Annotated in this window: 18 protein-coding genes; 7 read left to right on the plus strand and 11 right to left on the minus strand. The window is 60.7% G+C overall.

What is annotated here, in order from left to right; all coding sequences use genetic code 11:
* Positions 1-128 precede the first annotated feature (128 nt).
* Positions 129-983 (minus strand): thioredoxin, encoded by an 855-nt coding sequence (gene trxA, locus QZ511_RS05895; protein ID WP_295800371.1) that lies wholly within the window; start codon positions 981-983, stop codon positions 129-131.
* Between the two features lie 155 nt (positions 984-1,138).
* Between trxA and QZ511_RS05900 the strand changes: the two genes are divergently transcribed.
* On the plus strand, positions 1,139-1,885 hold the full coding sequence (locus tag QZ511_RS05900) for a hypothetical protein (RefSeq protein WP_295800374.1): 747 nt from the start codon (positions 1,139-1,141) through the stop codon (positions 1,883-1,885).
* A gap of 9 nt (positions 1,886-1,894) precedes the next feature.
* Here the strand turns inward: QZ511_RS05900 and QZ511_RS05905 are convergent, their stop codons facing one another.
* The 3 genes from QZ511_RS05905 to QZ511_RS05915 are packed head-to-tail and all read right to left on the minus strand — an operon-like array spanning position 1,895 to position 4,671.
* A complete protein-coding gene (locus QZ511_RS05905; protein WP_295800377.1) occupies positions 1,895-2,275 on the minus strand; it encodes an MmcQ/YjbR family DNA-binding protein in 381 nt (126 codons plus the stop codon).
* Positions 2,276-2,290: 15 nt separating this feature from the next.
* Positions 2,291-3,721 carry a hypothetical protein gene (locus QZ511_RS05910; protein WP_295800378.1) on the minus strand — a complete coding sequence of 477 codons (1,431 nt, stop codon included), beginning with the start codon at positions 3,719-3,721 and terminating at the stop codon, positions 2,291-2,293.
* 47 nt (positions 3,722-3,768) lie between these two features.
* A complete protein-coding gene (locus QZ511_RS05915; RefSeq protein WP_295800381.1) occupies positions 3,769-4,671 on the minus strand; it encodes a LysR family transcriptional regulator in 903 nt (300 codons plus the stop codon).
* 183 nt (positions 4,672-4,854) lie between these two features.
* Here QZ511_RS05915 and QZ511_RS05920 point away from each other — a divergent pair, with 183 nt between their 5' ends.
* Complete coding sequence (locus QZ511_RS05920) at positions 4,855-5,430, plus strand: NAD(P)H-dependent oxidoreductase (protein ID WP_295800384.1); 576 nt, start codon at positions 4,855-4,857, stop codon at positions 5,428-5,430.
* A gap of 27 nt (positions 5,431-5,457) precedes the next feature.
* Here the strand turns inward: QZ511_RS05920 and QZ511_RS05925 are convergent, their stop codons facing one another.
* The 5 genes from QZ511_RS05925 to QZ511_RS05945 form a co-directional block, all read right to left on the minus strand.
* Entirely contained in the window at positions 5,458-5,895 is a 438-nt protein-coding gene (locus tag QZ511_RS05925) for a potassium channel family protein (RefSeq protein WP_295800386.1), read from the minus strand.
* 1 nt (position 5,896) lies between these two features.
* Positions 5,897-6,331 carry a tRNA adenosine(34) deaminase TadA gene (gene tadA, locus QZ511_RS05930; protein ID WP_366935621.1) on the minus strand — a complete coding sequence of 145 codons (435 nt, stop codon included), beginning with the start codon at positions 6,329-6,331 and terminating at the stop codon, positions 5,897-5,899.
* Between the two features lie 25 nt (positions 6,332-6,356).
* Positions 6,357-7,157: a putative RNA methyltransferase gene (locus tag QZ511_RS05935; protein WP_295800393.1), complete on the minus strand. Its 801-nt coding sequence runs from the start codon at positions 7,155-7,157 to the stop codon at positions 6,357-6,359.
* On the minus strand, positions 7,154-8,782 hold the full coding sequence (locus QZ511_RS05940) for a GMC family oxidoreductase N-terminal domain-containing protein (RefSeq protein WP_295800397.1): 1,629 nt from the start codon (positions 8,780-8,782) through the stop codon (positions 7,154-7,156). The genes QZ511_RS05935 and QZ511_RS05940 overlap by 4 nt, the downstream gene beginning before the upstream one ends.
* A gap of 236 nt (positions 8,783-9,018) precedes the next feature.
* Positions 9,019-11,751 carry a family 20 glycosylhydrolase gene (locus QZ511_RS05945; protein ID WP_295800399.1) on the minus strand — a complete coding sequence of 911 codons (2,733 nt, stop codon included), beginning with the start codon at positions 11,749-11,751 and terminating at the stop codon, positions 9,019-9,021.
* Between the two features lie 402 nt (positions 11,752-12,153).
* Between QZ511_RS05945 and QZ511_RS05950 the strand changes: the two genes are divergently transcribed.
* On the plus strand, positions 12,154-12,642 hold the full coding sequence (locus QZ511_RS05950; protein ID WP_295800401.1) for a hypothetical protein: 489 nt from the start codon (positions 12,154-12,156) through the stop codon (positions 12,640-12,642).
* A 73-nt stretch (positions 12,643-12,715) separates the two neighbouring features.
* Entirely contained in the window at positions 12,716-13,216 is a 501-nt protein-coding gene (locus QZ511_RS05955; protein WP_295800403.1) for an RDD family protein, read from the plus strand.
* Positions 13,217-13,309: 93 nt separating this feature from the next.
* Here the strand turns inward: QZ511_RS05955 and lptG are convergent, their stop codons facing one another.
* Together lptG and lptF are read right to left on the minus strand one after the other, a co-directional pair.
* Entirely contained in the window at positions 13,310-14,371 is a 1,062-nt protein-coding gene (lptG, locus tag QZ511_RS05960) for an LPS export ABC transporter permease LptG (RefSeq protein ID WP_295800407.1), read from the minus strand.
* Positions 14,358-15,488, minus strand: a complete 1,131-nt coding sequence (gene lptF / locus QZ511_RS05965) for an LPS export ABC transporter permease LptF (RefSeq protein WP_295800410.1) — start codon at positions 15,486-15,488, stop codon at positions 14,358-14,360. Before lptF ends, lptG begins: the two co-directional genes overlap by 14 nt.
* A 325-nt stretch (positions 15,489-15,813) precedes the next feature.
* Here lptF and QZ511_RS05970 point away from each other — a divergent pair, with 325 nt between their 5' ends.
* From QZ511_RS05970 to QZ511_RS05980, 3 genes are all read left to right on the plus strand, one after another.
* The gene (locus QZ511_RS05970) at positions 15,814-17,283 is read left to right on the plus strand and encodes a leucyl aminopeptidase (RefSeq protein WP_295800413.1); all 1,470 of its coding nucleotides are present in this window, start codon (positions 15,814-15,816) and stop codon (positions 17,281-17,283) included.
* 249 nt (positions 17,284-17,532) lie between these two features.
* Positions 17,533-17,958, plus strand: coding sequence for a DNA polymerase III subunit chi (locus QZ511_RS05975; RefSeq protein ID WP_295800416.1), 426 nt, complete (start codon positions 17,533-17,535; stop codon positions 17,956-17,958).
* A 22-nt stretch (positions 17,959-17,980) separates the two neighbouring features.
* Entirely contained in the window at positions 17,981-18,859 is an 879-nt protein-coding gene (locus tag QZ511_RS05980; protein WP_295800419.1) for a hypothetical protein, read from the plus strand.
* Positions 18,860-18,939 lie beyond the last annotated feature (80 nt).

An 18,939-nucleotide genomic window follows, 5' to 3' on the forward strand; every position in this document is an offset into this window, starting at 1 on the left:
CCCCAGCCCCTTCACCTGCCAGCAGCAGCTATCGTAAGCGCCGATGCGGCCAGCACCGGCGGCGAACAGTGCCTGCTTGACCGGCTCCAGATGAGAATCGGGGATATAAACGCAGAGCTTGTACATGCTCAGAACATCAGGGTCATCAGCTTGCGCTGGTAGCGGGTCGCCACCGGATCACCGGCACCCAGCGCCTTGACGATATCCAGGTAGGCCTGCTTGGCCGCGCCGTCCGCAAAGCCCATGTCCGAGCGCAGGATGTTCAGCAGCATTTCCAGCGCCTCTTCATGGCGCTCGCTCTGGGTCAGCTGCACAGCCAGCTTGTAGGTAGACTCGTAGTCGCCGGGATTGGCAGTGACCGCATCCTGCAGCGCACGGATTTCCGGGGAGTCCGCCGCCTGCAGTTTCAGCTCCAGTTGCGCCATCAGTTGCTGGTAATCCGCATCCTGGTCTGCCATCAGGATCTTGCCGAGTATTTCCTCGGCGTCCTTGGCGCGATTTTTTTCCAGCAGTACCGCGGCGTACTGTTTGGCGATATCGGCCCGTTCGCCGGATTCGCTGTAGGCCTGGCGCAGGATCGGCAGAGCTTCGTCCAGCTGGCCATCCGCCACCATTTGCTGGGCCTGTTGCAGTTTGATATCCCAGGGCTTGGGCAGGTACTTGTCCAGCATCTCGCGGATCTGCTGCTCCGGCTGCGCGCCGGCAAAGCCGTCCACCGGCTGGCCCTCTTTCAGCACCATTACCGTCGGCAGGCTGCGCACGCCCAGCTGGCCCGCCAGCGCCTGCTCGGTATCCGCGTTGAGCTTGGCCAGCAGGAACTGCCCGGCGTACTCGTTGGCGAGCTTCTCCAGCACCGGCATCAGCTGCTTGCAGGGCTCGCACCAGTCGGCCCAGACATCCACCACCACCGGGCGCTTCATGGATTCTTCGATCAGCACCTGCTGGGCATTCTGGGCCGTTACATCAACAATATATTCTTCCACTTTTACTCCTGAATTCGGCGGGCTGTTCCACATCGTACCTATCACTGGGGAACGCGCGATGATCGTTAAAACATAGCGCGATATGATACCTGATTCACAGCCGTTCGCAGCCTGCCGGCAAATCGCCAGCCCCATGCATCTGGAGCCCCCTACACATGCCCCTCCCGATCAAGAAAGTCTCACTGCTCTTTGCCATGCGGGAGGAAGCCCGCCCGGTGATCGATGCCCTGGGGCTTCAACCAACGTCGGCGGTACGCGACGGCGATCTGCCGTTCAATACCTATTCCGGCAAGGCCCATGATCTTGATATATCTGTCACCGTCAGCGGCCACGATCCACGCTTTGCGGTGGATAACATCGGGCCCGTCGCAGCCACTCTGATGACCTACACCACCATTGACCACTTTGCCCCGGACCTGGTGATCAGCGCCGGAACCGCCGGCGGCTTTGGCGCGCGGGGAGCAGATATCGGCACCGTCTACCTGAGTGACGACCGCTTCGTATTCCACGACCGGCTGGTGCCACTGCCCGGTTTTGATCAGTCTGCCATCGGCCATTACCCGGCACTGAATGTACGCAGAATGGCGGCGGACCTCGGGTTACCGACAGGCATAGTGTCCTCCGGCAGCTCGCTGCAGAAGCACCCGCGGGATATCGATGTGATCGAGGAATTTGGCGCGGTCGCCAAGGAAATGGAGGCCGCCGCCGCGGCCTGGGTGTGCATGCTCAAGGGAACCCCGTTTGTCGCACTGAAATCCATCACCAACCTGCTCGACGGACCCGGGACATCCGAGGAGCACTTTGTCCGCAACCTGGCGACCGCCAGTTATTGCCTGCATAAACAAATACTGCGCGTATTGGAATATATTCGGGGGCGCTCAATTGATGACCTGTCTGAATAGCGTCACAACTTAGCGGTAAATTTCTTCTATCCCAAAAGCCAGTTCCAGCGCCTGACGCTCTACTTTGCGCAGACTCTTTACCACCAGTCCATAGGAGCGATCCATCATCCGCTCGACCTCATAATCCGGCACGCTGCCATCGAGCAGTACGGTGTTCCAGTGCGCCTTGTTCATATGGTACCCGGGCAAAACGCCAGTGAAGATATCCCGCAGCGCCTGGGCCTCGTCGGGATCGCACTTCAGGTTGGTTTGCGCAACCCCCTCCCGGGTACTCAGCGTGGCAAACATCTTGCCCTTGATTTTGAAGACCGCCACGTCCGGGCCGAAGGGGAAATCCTCGACGGCCTCGGGACGCTCGAGCAGATAGGTGCGTGCGGCTTGATAATCCATTATCGATCGCACCAATTACCAGTTCAGGGATGACGGCAAGCGCGGCGAAGACAACAGCTTGGCAAAACGCTGCCAGCGCTCATCCTGGCTGCCGTTCCCCTGCTCCACGTATTCCTTTACCAACTGTTTGCCCCAGTTGTAATTGATCACATAGGCACCGTAGGTATCCACAAATCGCACGCGCTGTCTGGCCTTCTCCGGGCTCATCACCGCGTACTGCTGGAACAGCTCGATCGCTTTATCGCTGTCAATTTCGCCATTGATGTACTGCCGGGCAACGATATTTTCCGCAAAACTCAGCTTGCCCTTGAGGGCGAGCACCTGATCGTATTTTTCTGCCTCTGCGGGATCCAGCCCGGCCAACGGATAGAGCACGGCCTTTTCGAATGCCAGGCGTTCCTCGCCGGGGAAGGCAAGGTCAATACCGTAATTGGCACTGCCCTCGGCAATCAGGGACTGTGGGCTGAACAGCGGGTAGACGCTGTACTCCATCCAGCCCTTGTCTTTCACCAGCATCTGCTCCAGCAGCGCGTTGTAAGTGTGATGGCCGGGGTAGCCCTCATGGCAACCCAGGTCGATGGCGCGGTCGATCTGGATGGGCAGCTCGGTGTTGATCTGGATCAGGCTCTGGGCATTGCCCTGATACCAGTTGTAGCCACTCCAGGGTTTATCCTGCACGTACTCCAACACGAAATTTTCATTGGCTGGCAGGGTGACATGGGCCTTAGTGCGGTCCCGGCAGCCCTTGATGGCGGCGTCAAACACGGCCCCCATCTTGTCTTCAGGGATCTGGAACTGGTCCTGGAACGCCTTTACCCGCAGGTACAGTGGCTCGTCGCCCGGCAGCAGCTGTTCCAGTTGCGCCAGCACCGGTTCAAAGTCTGCAAATTCCTGCACCGGCGGCACCGTATCGTAAAGGGCTTGCGCTTCGCGATCGAAGTTGCGGAAGTTGGCATCCGCGAGGTGGTGTGCGTGGTACACCACCGCCCGCAACTGGGTCTTCAGATAGTGGGCACGCAGGGTTTGCAGGTCATCCCCCGGCTCGATGCTCTCCGGTAGTTGTGCCAGCAGCTGTTCCGCGCGGTTCGCGAGTTCCGCCGCAGTGGCCCTGTCCCCGGTCGCTGCGGTCTTCCACTCCGCGGGGCCGTAATAGGCATCCACGTAGCTCTTATCGTGGTTACCCAGTGTCAGCACCAGGCGCACATAGTCTTCCGCCAACTGGTCCAGGTCGGGAGTCTCGTCGCTGTCATCCACAGTACTTTTCTGTGTATCGGCGCTCGCCTCTTCGACGGACTTGTCCGGCTGCTGTTCCGGCGCGCTAGATTTCCGCTCACCACAACCCGCAAGTGCCAAGGGTACTAACAGGAGGGACAACAGGGTTTTACCGAGGAAATTTGGCGAAACTTCCAGGGAGAGAAGGGAGAGAAGCTTTCGTGAGGGGTTCATGAAAATTTCCGCTGGTTATTAGAATTTACCCCGCAACTATATCGGGGCTATTGCTGAATACCAATTTCCGCAGGCAATTCCGCCAATCCCTTTTTCAACCAGTCCAGGAACAGTTGTACCTTGCGGGTGCGATGCATATCCCTATGGGTCACCAGCCACAGGTCTGTCTGCCAGGCTTGTGGCGGCGACAGGAGCCGTTTCAGGTTGGGATTGGTTTCGCCACTCCAGCACTGCAGCGGCGCTATACCCACCCCGTGCTGCGCGGCCTCCTCAAACGGGCCAAATTCGTTGCAGCGAAAAACGACTTGCTCCTCTGGCACATTGCGCGCCACCCAGTCGATATAGGGAATGAACGGCATCTCCTCAATGGTGCCGATAAAACGATGGCCCGCGAGCTGGTCCAGCCCTTTCAATGGTCCGCACTCACGAATATAAGCCTCGGAAGCATACAGCGAGTTCTGGAGAGTAATGCCCGCCTGTACCACATAGTCCGGCGCGGTGGGCCTGGCGCCGGGACGGATACCGATGTGCGCCTCGCCATGCTCGAGCCGCAGTTGCCGGCGGTCCGCCACCATCTGCAGGCGCACCTGGGGATAGCGCTGCTGGAAACTGCGCATCATCGGCATCAGGTGCGGGATCAGATTGTTCACGGTGGTGACGATCAGGGTGCCGTGCAGCTCTTCATCGACGCCCTGGACACGTCCCACCAGCTGATCCAGCTGGTCCTGCATGTTTTCCGCCGCACTCATCAGCATGCGCCCCGCTTCGGTGGGCACATAGCCCCGCGCGTGGCGGTGGAACAGGCGGGTGCTGAGGGATTTTTCCAGGGCGTCGATCCGGCGCAGCACCGTGGAGTGGGAGACCTCCAGTTCCAGCGCGGCCCCGGAAAGCGTGCCCGCCCTGGCCACAGCCAGCGCGTAGTGCAGGTTGTTCCAGTCTTTTACCGCCATATCCCCCCCCTTTTCCGGATACGCCCCATTCCGGGTAACTCTAGGGGCTGACACCCTTCTGTGCAAATTTGCACACAAACATTGCGCACAGTGCATTTATGTCCTTCAGCGGATAGCCCAAAATGCGTCCATCGAATGACCCCGTGCTGCTCCACAACAGCCGGGCACAGAGAGGATGTATGCATGAGTGAACAACGCAAACCCCGCCTGCTGGCATTGGCCGGCAGCCTGCGCCAGGACTCTTTCAATCGCCATCTGGCCGCCAACGCCGCGCAGATGGCCCGCGATGCCGGTGCCGAAGTGACCGAAATCAACCTGCGGGACTACCCCCTGCCGATATTTGATGAGGACGTGGAAGCCGCGGGCATTCCCGACAATGTGCGCACACTGAAAGACCTGTTTGCCACTGCCGATGGACTGCTGATCGCCAGCCCCGAGTACAACGGCTCGGTGACCGCCGCACTGAAAAACCTGATTGACTGGGTGTCGCGGCCGGATGGCCAGTTTGACCGCGCAGAGCTGTTCCAGGGCCGGCGCGCCGCGCTCTTCGCCACCTCCCCCGGCGGCCTCGGCGGTATGCGCGGTCTCAACCACCTGCGGGATATCCTGCAGCCACTCGGCACCTGGATTACCCCCACCATGCTGGCGGTGCCGGGTTCCACGAATGTGTTCGACGCCGACGGCAGGCTGGTGGACGAGGGATCCGCAGGTCAGTTGCGCAGTGTGGTGGAGCAGACAGTGGCGGCAATCCAGCTGTAATCGAATCGGGTGCGCGGCACCCGGCCTTCAGTTCCCTTCCTCGTAGCTGTGCCAGTACTTCTGCATTTTCAGGAACAGGAAAGATGCGGTCCAGGTGATTAGCACCAGCCCGGTCAGCGCCTCCAGTCCCGCGGTAAAGCGCAGCTCTCCGTGGGGCTCCACATCACCGAAACCCAGTGAGGTATAGGTGGTGAAGGAAAAGTAGGCGCAGTCAATCAGGGTGCCGTTGAAATTGCCGGTGAGGGTGCCGAAGTACGGCGAGTTGTACATAAAGAAGTAGCCAAGCGCGAACATCCAGATTTCGATCACGTGGCCCACCAGCGCGCCGAACACCCCCATCAGCACCCCCACATTGCGGTGCGGGTGGAACTTGTGCCCCAGCTTGAATAGGCCGTTGAGCACTTCGTGATGGATCAGCACCGCGAAGGCTACAAGAAACCCGTTGATGAGAAAGGCGTGTAACATGTCAGCGTCTTTGTTGAAAAAACTCCTTTACCAGGGCGCCCGCCTGCTCCTCCAGCACGCCCCCCTCCACCTGTATTTTATGATTGAAAAAAACCTGCTGCGGCAGCTGTAACTGGCTGGCCACCACACCGGCGCGAGGCTCCGCTGCACCGTAGACCAGGCGCGCCACCCGCGCGTGGATCAGGGTTCCAAAACACATGGTACAGGGCTCGATGGTGACGTACAGGGTGCTGTCCGGCAGACGGTAGTTCTTGCGCTTGGCGGCCGCCGCGCGAAGGGCCACAACCTCGGCATGGGCACTGGGGTCGCACGCGCTGATCGGCTGATTAAACCCCTCGCCGACGATTTCCCCGTCCATTACCAGCACCGCACCCACCGGTACTTCGCCGAGTTCCGCCCCCTGCGCGGCGAGCTCCAGTGCCCGCTGCATAAACATAAAATCCCGCGGTGTTGCCACGCTGTTAGTTCCTGACCAGTTTGCGCAACAGGAAATCCGCTTCCAGCTGCAGTGTACTTTTCTGCTCCAGTGCCGCGCGCGCCTCACTGTCCCCCTTCCACGCAAAGGGTGTCATCGCGAGGAAATCCGCGATTGCCGCTTCCCCTTGCAATTCCAGGGTAAAACAGCAGTGCATTTCCGCAGCCGGCATAAAACCTTCCACTTCTGCCGGCGCCGTATGCGGGCGCGGTTCGCGATACAGTGCGCGCTTCAGGCTCCACAGGTGTTCCGGCCCCGGCGACACCTCGAGCAATACACCACCGGGCGCCATCACCCGCTGCAGCTCCGTCGCCGGGCCCGGCGCAAACACCCGCAACACCCGGGTTGCGCTCGCATCCACCAGCGGAATGTCAAAACTGCTGGCCACCGCAAACTGCGCCTCTGGCAGGCTCTTGGCCGCGAGGCGCACCCCGGGCTTGGAAATATCGATGCCGATGATCCTGCCTGCCGGCCAACCCGCCGCTGCCAGCGCGCGACCGTAGTAACCTTCACCGCAACCGATGTCCAGGCACCGCCCTTCAATATCGGTTGCCAGCATTGCACAGATTGCATCCGCCAGGGGCCGGTAGTGACCGGCATCGAGAACACGCCGCCGCGCCTGCAGCATTTCACTGGAATCCCCCGGCTCGCGACTGCGCTTTTTCTGCACCGGCAACAGGTTGACATAGCCCTCGCGGGCGCGGTCAAAACTGTGGCCGTTGTTGCAGCGCCAACTCTGGTTTTCGCTGTTCAGCGGCTGTTTGCAATGGGGGCACTGCCAGATCATGCGTCTTCGGTTATTTCCCTGGTCGAAGTGATCGCGGGTTTGTCGAGAATCATTTCCGCGGCTTTTTCGGCAATGGCAATCACCGGTGCATTGGTGTTGCCACTGACAAGGGTCGGCATTATGGAGGCATCTACCACGCGCAGTCCATCCACGCCGCGCACGCGCAACTGGGCATCCACCACGGCATTTTCATCGCTGCCCATCTTGCAGGTGCCTACCGGGTGATAAATGGTTTCGGCGTGCTGGCGAATAAACTGTTCGATTTCTTCCCTGCCTGTCAGTGCCTCGCCGGGACTCCACCAGCGCTTGTGGAGTCGCTGCAGGTCGGCCTGAGCGATGATATCCCGGGCCATTTCAAACCCTTCCACCAGCACCTGCATATCTTCCGCAGCGCTGAGATAATTCGGCTGGATCAGAGGTGGCGCTTTCGGATCGCGGGAAGCCAGACTGATAGAACCGCAGCTTTTTGGACGCAGTGCACAGGCGTGCAGGGAATACCCGTTGCCTGGCCGCTTTTGCAGTCCGTGATTGAATAGCGGCGCGGCGGTGAGGTGGAACTGGATATCTGGCTGGCCGCCGGCCAGGCTGGAACTGGCAAAACCACCGGCCTCCGCCACATTGCTGGTGAGCATGCCGCAATTCAATAGCAGGTACTCTGGCAGGTGCAGTGCGGTTTTCAGTTTCGGCCACAAGGCATCGTTGAAGCCAACCTCTTTATTCGTCTCCACCACCTGGGTGATATCCAGGTGGTCCTGCAGGTTCTGCCCCACACCGGGCAGGTGGGCCTGCACGGTAATACCGAGTTTGTTCAGCTGCGCCTGCGGCCCGATGCCCGAGAGCAGCAACAGTTGCGGTGACTGGATAGCACCCGCACACAGGATCACCTCCTTGTTGGCGACCACCCGCTTCCCGTTCATCAGGGTCACCGCGCTTACCCGGTCGCCCTTGAATTCCAGTGACGCGACCTTGGTACTGGTGAAGATACTCAGGTTGGGGCGGTTTTTCGCCGGATACAGGTAGGCAGTCGCGGAGGAGCAGCGGCGGCCATGCTTCTGCGTCACCTGGTAAAAACCGACACCATTCTGCTGCTGACCGTTGAAGTCGTTGTTGAGCCGGTGCCCGGCCTCCTGGGCGGCGTGCACAAACGCCCGGCCGGCCGCGGATTGCCATTTCAGGTCGGATACTGCGAGAGGACCAAAACCGCTGTGATGTGCGTCGCTGCCCCGGGTATTGCCTTCCGCCAGCAGGAAATAGGGCAAGATGCCTTCCCAGCCCCAGCCGGGGTTGCCCGCCCTTTCCCACTCGTCATAGTCCGCGCCGTTGCCGCGCGTGTAGATCATGGCGTTGATGGCACTGCTGCCACCGAGCACACGCCCCCGCGGCCAGAACAGTTTGCGCTGGTTCAGGTGCTCCTGGGGCTCGGTGTAGTGATGCAGGTTAAAACGCTTGCCCGGCAGCAGGTAACCGATACCCGCCGGCATCTGAATCAACAGGTTGTGATCGGACGGCCCCGACTCCAGTAGACACACGCGGTTCTGCTCATCCGCACTAAGACGATTGGCGAGGACGCAGCCAGCGGAGCCCGCCCCCACAATCACATAGTCGTACACCATATTTCGCGCCATTTTCCCCTCCCCTGCCAGCCACAAGCGGGTTTTCCGTTCGCCAATTGTAGACCGGTTACTGACGCAGAATTCACGCCGCTATCCGGCAACTGTCAGGGTAGAAGGCAAGTAGAAGGTAAAAAGACGACTGCAGGACGGCTGAAGCCAGACCTGAAGAAAGCTGCATGGAATAGAGGTGAGCTGGTGTGCTGGCCGGTATTGCATCCTCTGGCAGCAATACCGGCGCTTAAAAAGCGTCAGCGCGTGCTGACACTGTGGGCGGGGTTCAGGGGTACCTCGCGACCCGCGCGCGCGCCGTCGGCGCTGCGCGCGCGCAGGGCAGTGGCGGATGCCGGCACGCTGTCGGCCACCGGCAGCCACCGGCCGCCATCAAAGTATTCGAGTGCCAGTCCGGGGTATGGCATGGCGGTTGCCCGTTCGTCGCCCTGCAATGCAGCACCGGGTACCGGAATGCGGTAACCGACACCGGCACGGTCCAGCTTCAGCAGCTCTTTGTGTCCCAGCGCGGCGGCGAATCCCGCCCAGTCCTCCGCCAGTGCCCGCTGGTCGACAAAACTGGTTTCCGCGGAGAACTTCTGCCCTTCTGTTAACGGCAGTTCCCAACCTGCCCGGTGCCAGGCGCGCTCCGCCAGGGCCAGCAGGCGCGGGAACATCTGGTATTCCACCAGTGCGTCGGTGCGTACCACTTCGCTCCACAGCTGCCCCTGGATGCCGCGCACACTGTCGGCAAAACTTTCCTGCGGGCTCGTAGCGGTGTAGCCGATGCCATCGCGATTCGGGTAGATCTCTGCCAGCTGCGCCGTATTCAGCGGCGCATAGCTGAACGTCTTGCGGGTATCGGTGTAGCGGGACGCCCAGTAGTAACCCGGCTCTTTGGGGTCGACTTCCTGTGGCATATCGAAATAGAGGTAGTCGGAGTGCGACTGCACCACGTCAAAGCCGGATTCGGCAAAGTGCGCACTCTCGTCACCACCGCCCCAGAACAGCGGGCCCCAGGAGTTGACATAGTTGTGCTCGGTGGCCAGCTCTTTACCGGCGTCGGCAATGCGCTTTACGCCATCATTCCAGGCGGCCATGGTGGGAATACCGGCATCCGCCACCAGTTTGCTGACCCGCTTGGCGTAAAACTCACCCAGCTCGTCGTGGGATTTGACTGCACCGCTGGCAATCAGCTTCTGACACTGCGGGGAGTTACTCCAGGGCTTGTTGCGCTGGGCCTCAGCGACATCGCCCTTGTCCGGATTTTCTCCCGGCCCCACTTCGAATGCGCCCGAGGCGAGGATGTTTACCGCCTCGTCGCCGCCAAAGTGCCAGGCCGCAAGCGGCTGACCGGCTTCCCGGTGCATCGCCTGTACTTCAGCGATGAGCTTGCCGACGAAATTGTAGGTAGAGTCGATACAGGGGTTGATGTAACTGTCGTTGTAAAACTGTACCGACAGGTACTGGGTATCGTCTTCTGGATCGATCAGGCGGAACTCTTGCGCCTTTTCTTCCGACTCGCCCTTCAGGTTGCGGTAGCGGGCCTCCATTGCCACCACCGCCGATCGGGCGTGGGCCGGCATGTCGAATTCCGGCACCACCTCGATCTGGCGGTCGGCGGCGTAGCCGACGATTTCGATATAGTCGTCGCGGCTGAAGTACCCGCTGCCGTTATTGTCCGTGTTGGGACCGGAACCCAGCTGAGGCAGCAGGCAGCGGTTTTCTTCCAGGTCGAAACAGCGCTTGGCACCGATTTCGGTCAACTCCGGCAGACCGGGAACCTCCAGGCGCCAGCCCTCGTCGTCCGACAGGTGGAAGTGGAAACGGTTGAGTTTGTAGGCGGCCATCTGGTCCAGCAGTTTCAGCACCACCCGCTTGCTGTGGAAATTGCGTCCAACGTCCAGGAATAACCCGCGGTGGGGGAAGCGCGGTGCGTCTTCTACTTCGGCCTGTGGCAGGCTGCGGCTGTTCAGGTCTATCAGTGCCAGCAGCGACTGCACGCCGTAAAAAGCACCGCTGTTGTCCCCGGCATGGACCCGGGCGCCCCTGTCCGTGACGCTCAGCGTATAGGCTCCTGTCGGTTTGTCGTCAAATGCTGCGTAATCCAGGGTGACCTCTACCGGAAAATCTCCCGCGCCCGCCGGCGCCAGTCCCAGCTGCGCCAGGCGCTGGCTCAGCGCCTTCCGGTTGCCCTCCGCCAGGTCACCAGCGAGTGCGATTCCGCGCTCCAGTACTACCGCGTCGCCGGCCCGCAGAGTGACCGACAGTGGCTGCGGGATGATCCGCGCGCGCCAGTCAGCGGCCTCCACGGCGCCGGCGTTGGCGCCGAATCGCTCGAAGCGGGTAGCTGCGGTAGCCAGGACATTGGCGTCCGCGGCGACGCGCTTCCAGTTGTCCGGGTCATTTTTGTCGATCGGCAGTACCTGGCCTTCCAGATTGTCGGTATCGGTGGAGGCAATCACCCGCGCCTGACCGTCGCCGTCCACCACGAACAGCCGCGGCTGCAGGTCGGACTCGAACTGGAACCAGTTCTCTGCAAGAAAATCCAGCGCCAGGGTCTCCCCCGCGGCAATCCCGGGGAATTGGTCTGTGGGAGTCAGTCGGTGCAGGTCGCCATTCACCCGCTCCAGGATAAAGGCGTCGCTATTCAGCAGTTCGAAGGTGCGGCGCACGCTGTGGAAATACAGCGTCCAGTCGCGCTCGTCAGCAGCGATCGCCGGCCCCCGGTTGCTCAGGCTGATGCGGAAGGTGGAACAGATGGCCCCGCTGCCACCGGCGCGTTTGCACTGCGCACGCATCCCGGCATCCGCGCCCTGGAAGTTGGTCAGTACTTCCTGGGTTACCGCAAAGTGCTGGGCAATGCGCACCGGCGCTGACTGGCCGGCGGGGACGGTGCTGGCGGCCTTTTCACCCGAGCCATCGACGGGGTTGCCACAGGATGCAAGCAGGGTGGATAGCGCCAGGCTGGCGAACAGGGGGAGCCGATTCATGTGTGTCTCTATTGGAATTCTTTATCGGAGTTGTTCTTGCAGCGCCCACCATAACTCAAAAGACAACGCTGTCAACTGTTCGGTGACCCGTCTTTCCCCTAGAGTCTTAAGCAGTATCCCACTAGACAACTTTTTCATAACACGGAAGATGACTAACAGGTTTTGATATAAAAATTCATTGGCGTCATCTTCACTACGGGCCCCGTTAAATGGGCGAAACTGTGAGGGCCAGCAATGGCGCGGTTCGCATAAAAATGACTGAAGAATGGAAAATATTCACAAAGGTTGTTGGATCAATTTCGAATTTTGTGAGATACATCAGTTCATAAAGGGTGAGCCATAATAAATTCAGCAGTTGTTCAGAAACTGCCACAAACACAGAAAACACCCCGGGGTGGATCCATGGAAACATGCGGTAATCGGTTTCTTTCCAGCAAGTGCCTGCCAGCAATGCTCAGCCTGTTGCTGCTGCCCCTATCCACCTGTGCACTTGCCGACGACATATTCATCCCCGACTCCACCAGCGCCCTCAACCTCCAGGCCGACAACGCCTTCTTCATCGACAGCGCCTTTGGCATGGACAACCAGGCCCTACTGCAATCCGCCGATAATCTGCGCAACAACTCCATGGGTATGGTGCAGCGTCGCCTGAATCATCAGTGGCTCGAGATGCACACCAACCCGGAGCAGACCCAGACATCTACCGGCGGTCGCGCGGTCAATGAAATCCTGAAGATGGGCTTTCGCACCTATATGGAACAGCACAAGCGCAACAAGCAGCACCCCCTGCTGCGCTACACCCAGGGCCACGGCAAATTGAACAGCGCGCTGGATTACGATGTGCGCCTGTCTGACGACAAGTTCAAAATTTCTTTCGAGTACGAATTCTGAGCGATCCAACGCCGCTCGACCCCGCCCCCGCGATTCCCTAGAATCTCCGCCAATTTAACCGGCGGAGATTCCCGTGCCCCACCCCGTTAACACCCCGACCCAGTTCAACCACCTGCCGGTTGCCGGCCCCGCCAGGCGCCTGATGGCACTGGTCTACGATGCCCTGATCATCGCCGGCCTGTGGATGGTGTATGGTTTCCTGGCAATGCTGATCACCTCCACCTTCGGCGCCCTCAACTGTCACCCGGAAGCACTGGATTACACCCCCTGTGTCGGCGGCCCGCTGTATCAAACGGGGCTGGTGGCGGTGACCGCGGCCTATTTCTTCTGGTCCTGGCGCGCCGCCGGCCAGACCATCGGCATGCGCGCCTGGCGCATGATGGTGGCCAATAACAATGGGGTTCAGTTGAGCTGGCGCCAGTGTGTAATCCGGGCGCTGGTGGCGCCGGTGTCACTGGCCTGTGCGGGGCTGGGTTTTTTCTGGGGCCTGTTCCGGGATGACGGCGCCACCTGGCAGGATCTGGCGTCGGATACTGAAGTGCGGGTGCTGCCGAAGAAGAAGAAGAAGGGTTAACGCAATCTAACCACGAGTTGTTCAAGTCGCTGGACTTCCCGTGCAGGCGCCGATACCGGGCCGGCTACCCGGCACCGGTTGCGAACCTACAAATTAACGCGCACGTTTGAGCAACAACCACCCCAGCAGGAAGCTGGCAAGAATGGGAACAATCACCGCAATAAACGGTGAGAATCCGAACACCACCGAAGACGGGCCGAGCATATCCTGCATGGTCTGGAATACGATCCCCACGATCACCCCGGTAAACACCCGCAGGCCGGTGGTTACCTCCCGCAGCGGGCCGAAGATGAACGAGATTGCCATCATCACCAGGCCGGCGATGGTCAGCGGCTGCAAAACCTTCTTCCAGAACGCCAGCCAGTAGCGCCCGGATTCCTCCCCCTTGCGGTCGAGGAACTTGCCGTAAGACCACAGATTGCGCGGCGACAGGTCCGACGGCAGGGGCACCACCATCGCAAACAGATCCGGGGAAATATCCGAATCCCATACGCTGCGCGCCTCGCGACTGCTGTCCGCCCTTTCCGGCGTCAGTGTGGTCTGACGGCTGTTCTGCATTTGCCACTGGCCACCGGTGAAATGCCCGCGCTCGGAAAACACCACTCGCTGCAGCTGGTGCGCATCGTCGAAACGGTAGCGGGTAACCCCGAACAGGGTGCCGCCGGGCAGCGCGGCATTGAAGTGTACGAATTCATCGCCGTCCTGCAGCCACAGCCCCTGCTCCAGGCCCGACGCCTCCAGTTCCCCCTTGGCAATCGCCCTGCGGCTGGTCGCTTCCTGATTGGTGACCGGAATCACCAGCTCCGCCAGCAACAGGCCGAGCACGATCAGCGCGATCACCGGTTTCATTACCGCCCAGGCGATGCGACCAATGGAAACTCCCGAGGCCCGCATCACGGTCAGTTCACTGGTACCCGCCAGAGTGCCGAGCCCCACCATACAACCCACCAGGGCGGAAAAACCCAGCTGGCTGTATACCCGGTCGGGCAGGGTCCACAGCACATATTCCAGCATATTGGGGAACTGATAATCGCCTTCCAGCTCACCGAGCTGATCGACGATGGCCGAGATCACATCCAGCCCCAGTATCACCATCAATACCGCGAGAATGGAAAGGGTTACCGTGCGCGCGATATATCCATCAAGCTTCGACATCACTACCTCCTTCCGGAGCGGCACGCTTGCGCGGCCGGCGCCAGTTGCGCCCGCCGAGGAGCAGCAACCCGAGGATCAGGAATGGCGGATGCACCAGCCACAGCGCCCACGGCTGCTCAATTTTGCCGTCTTCAATCCCGCCGCGGACGCCCTGCAGTGCCACCAGATAGATGATGTACAGCAGCACCGCCGGGATCATCTTGGCGTAGCGACCCTGGCGCGGGTTGGTGCGGCTCAAGGGTACCGCCAATACCGCCACGATCAGCACCAGCACCGGCAGGCTGAAACGCCAGTGCAGATTGCCGCGCTCGCGGGGATTGTCGCTTTTCCACAGCGCCGCGGTGGACATGGACTGGATGCGCTCACTGGTTTTGGAGCGCACCCGCGGAATATCCAGCAACACTTCATAGCTGGAAAACGCCATCTGCCGGTAATCTTTCTGGCCGGGGATACCCTCGTAGCGGTAACCGTCTTTCAGCACCAGGTAGCGCAGCCCGGTTTCCGGGTCTATCTGCTGAATCCCCTCACTGGCCACGGTGACCACCTGGTAGTCGGTCTCGGTCTCGCCCCGGGACGAGCCCAGCTCGGCAAGAAACACATTGTGCATGGTGGAGCGGTCGTCGCTCAGGCCTTCGGCGTAATACACCGCGCGATCGCCCTCGGTGGCGATAAATTTCTTCGGCACCAGGTGATCGAATTCGTTGCGGGTCTTGTCGGCGGTCAGCAGGTGGGAGGTGCGCTCGATACCGGTGGGCGTCAGGTACAGGCTCATGGCCGCCACAAATGCAGCCACCAGCAAGGCCGGCACCATGGTGTAGCGCAGCAGCTGGCGCTCACTGAAGCCGCAGGCATGCAGCACCGTCATTTCGCTTTCGATATAGAGGCGGCCGTAAGCCAGCAGAATGCCGACGAAAAAGCCCAGCGGAATGACCAGCTCGAGAAAACCGGGGAGGCGGTAGCCCATCAGGGAAAACAGGATACCCGCGGAAAGGTCCCCCGCCGCCGCCTCGGCCAGGTACTTCACAAACCGGCCACTCATTACCATCAGCAGTAACACTGCGCTGACGGCCAGTGTCGCACCCAGTAATTCGCGACAGAGGTAGCGGAAAATAATCACTTAACGACCAGCTTCCCTGATAGCTTTGGAATCAATGGCGAATGGAATTGGCGACCCTGTAACAGAAGTCTGACAGACGATAGGACACCGCGACCAAGCAATCCGATCCTTATCGGGTTAAACTTGAGCCGCGCATTATCGCCAAAAAGGTCCGCCGTGTCTCGGTCTGGGGCCCGCAAAATGCAATCGGCTCGCCACCGGGGGCTCGTTGTGCGAAGACGGGCCCGCACACACACGGCAGAGCACGAAACTTCGGGAGTTTGGCCGCAAAACCGGCGCGCCGCCAGCCCCGCAAAAACCATTGAAAAAGTAAGGAATTCAAACCATGCAGTTCAGTGCCAAGGTCAGCGACATCTGCAAACAGCGCAGCGCCTGCGCCATCATTGCCGTCGACAGCAAAAACCGCCTCACTGCCAGCGGCGATGCCCTGGACAAGGCGGGCAACGGCAAACTCAGCGCGCTGCTGAAACGCGGCGACCTCGGCAAAGCGACCGCCAGTACCCTGCTGATCCCACAACTCGACGGCGGCGCCGAGCGCGTGCTGCTGGTGCGTGCCGGTGGTTCCAGCCTGAGCCAGGCCGATTTTCGCAAGCTGGCCAATGCCAGCGCCAAGGCCGTTACCGGCTTCAAGAACGCCACCAGCTACCTCGCCGAACTGACCGTCTCCGACGCCGATACCACCTGGCAGGCCCAGCAGCTGGCACTGGCCGCGGGCCTCGCCGGCTACAAGTTCACCCGCTGCCTGAGCGATGCCAAGCCCAATGCGCTGGCCAACTTTACGGTACATGCTGCGGACAAAAAGCAGCTGAAAGCGGTACAGGTCGGTATCGACCAGGGCAGTGCCCAGGCCCTCGGCAGCAATATCGCCCGCGAGCTGGGCAACCTCCCGGGCAATATCTGCACCCCCAGCTACCTGGCCTCCGAGGCGAAAGCGCTGGCGAAAAAACACGCAAAACTCACCACTACCGTGCTCGACAACAAGAAGATGGAATCCCTCGGCATGGGCGCCTTTATGAGCGTCGCCAAGGGCAGCGACGAACCGGCGGCGATGATTGCGATGAACTACAAGGGCGGCAAGGCTGGCCAGAAGCCTATCGTGCTCGTGGGCAAGGGCATCACCTTCGATACCGGCGGTATCAGCATCAAGCCGGGCATGCAGATGGACGAGATGAAGTTTGACATGTGCGGCGCCGCCAGCGTTTTCGGGGTAATGAATGCACTGGTGGAGATGAATGCACCGGTCAACGTGGTTGGCGTGGTTGCCGCCGCGGAGAACATGCCCAGCGGTCGCGCCAGCAAGCCCGGCGATATCGTCACTTCCATGTCCGGCAAGACCATCGAAATCCTCAACACCGATGCGGAAGGCCGCCTGGTACTGTGCGACGCCCTCACCTGGGCCGGCAAGTTCAAGCCCTCGGTGGTCATCGACATAGCCACCCTCACCGGCGCCTGCGTGATCGCCCTGGGTAACCACGCCACCGGTCTGTACGCCAACCAGGACAAACTGGCAGAAGAACTGCTGGCCGCTGGCGAAAACACTGGCGACCGCGCCTGGCGTATGCCGCTGTGGGACGAGTACCACGCCCAGCTCAAATCCAACTTCGCCGACCTGCAGAACATCGGCGGCCGCGAAGCCGGTTCCGTCACCGCGGCCTGCTTCCTGTCCCAGTTCGCCCAGGGCTATAAATGGGCACACTTGGATATCGCCGGCAGTGCCTGGAATTCCGGCGGTGCCAAAGGCGCAACCGGACGCCCGGTGCCGCTGTTGTTGCAATATATTTTGAACAAAAAATAACCTCACTCGTATTTGCTACGTAGCCAGAAACACGATGAGAAGGCTCTGATACCGGTGGCCGTTCGCAGGACTGTCGAAAAGAGGGACCTTTTCGACAAGCCCCCAGGGATGGGTTCACGGCGTGTCCTGCGAACGGCCACCGGTAGCAGTGCCGCCACTGCGCCCTCAACAGCGCACGGATTTTGGCAGGGTGGCGGCGTCGCTACCGGATGCAGCCTTCGCGGTAAGTCCACGACATTAAACAACTAAATGACTCGAATAGATTTCTACGTCCTCCCCTCCGAAAGCCCGGAGCAGATCGACCTCTTCGCCTGCCGCCTGGCCGAAAAGGCCTTCCGCAGCGGCCTGCGGGTACTGATCGCAGTGGACGACAGTGAGCGCGCACAGAAACTGGACGACCTGCTGTGGACCTACCGGGAAGACAGCTTCCTGCCGCACGCGCCGCAGAACATCGACCAGCAGGCCGCCATCGAGATCAACAGCGGTGAGGACCCCGGCATGCACCACGGCCTGCTCATCAACCTGTGTGCCGATATTCCCGCCTGGTTCAGCCGTTTCGAGCGCCTCGCCGAGATCGTCTGCCAGCACCCCGACTCCCTCGCGCGCTCCAGAACTCGATACAGTCACTTCCGCGACCGGGGATATCCGTTACAATCCCATAAAATACCCAACTGATCCGAAACTGAACCCAGCTTCCATGTCCGGTCGAAAGAAAAACAGAAAGCACAATCGGGGCCAGCCCCCACACCAGTTGCTCGACGAACTCAGCTCCCTGCGCGACCTGCTGGGCAGCGAGACGGAAGCCGATATTCCCCTGCTGGATCAGGTCGCAGATCCCAATTCCGCCAACATTCCGGACCGCCGGCCGCCGCAAAAGCCGGTCAGCGCCCAGCGTCCGTTGGAAGAAGCCGATCTGCCGATCCTGTTCAGCCCCATTGATGAAGAGCCCGTGGACGACTTTACCCCACAGCTGAGCGAGGCGGACCGTGAACTGTTGCGCCCACTGCAAAACTTGCCGCGCAAGTCGCTGCAGCCAGAAATGGCGGACGAGTCCGAGCTGTCACTTGCAACCAAACCCGAGCAGGAATCGGCGACGCGGGAACCCCGGGAGGAATTCCAGCCCGGTCTGTTTGACGCACCGGTAAAAGCCGAGACTCGGCAGGAACCCGCCCCGGAGGCCGTGGCCACAGCCAAACCGGCGAGCAAGGCAACCCCGGCCCCCACACTGGCAGCCGGCGAAAACCCCTTTCTGCCACCGCATATCCGCGCGCGCCTGACCGGGGGGCGGATTCCCAAGCCGGAACCCGAAAAAAAGGCCACCCCCGCTCCCCAGGAAAGGCACGAAGCACTGAGAGAGGAGAATCGCGACGGAAACCCTCAGGTAACGCCGGAGCCCGAACTTCCCCAGGCAACAGCCTCGGCGCTGGCCGAGGACCCGACAGGTGATGAACGGCCGAAGCCGAGCCAGCGCGAAAGGCTGATTGAACAGCTGGTCGCAGAGCAACTCCCCGAGCTCGAGCGGCAGTTGCGAGCGAACATCATCGCCGTCGTGGACGAAATCTACCCGGAGCAGTGACGGCTCCCAGGCCGGCCACCCTTTTGCCCCCCCTGCCCGGGCGGTATAATTCCGCCCCTTTTTATTTATTCACCTATTTT

Source organism: uncultured Microbulbifer sp. (assembly GCF_913055755.1).
Classification (GTDB): domain Bacteria; phylum Pseudomonadota; class Gammaproteobacteria; order Pseudomonadales; family Cellvibrionaceae; genus Microbulbifer.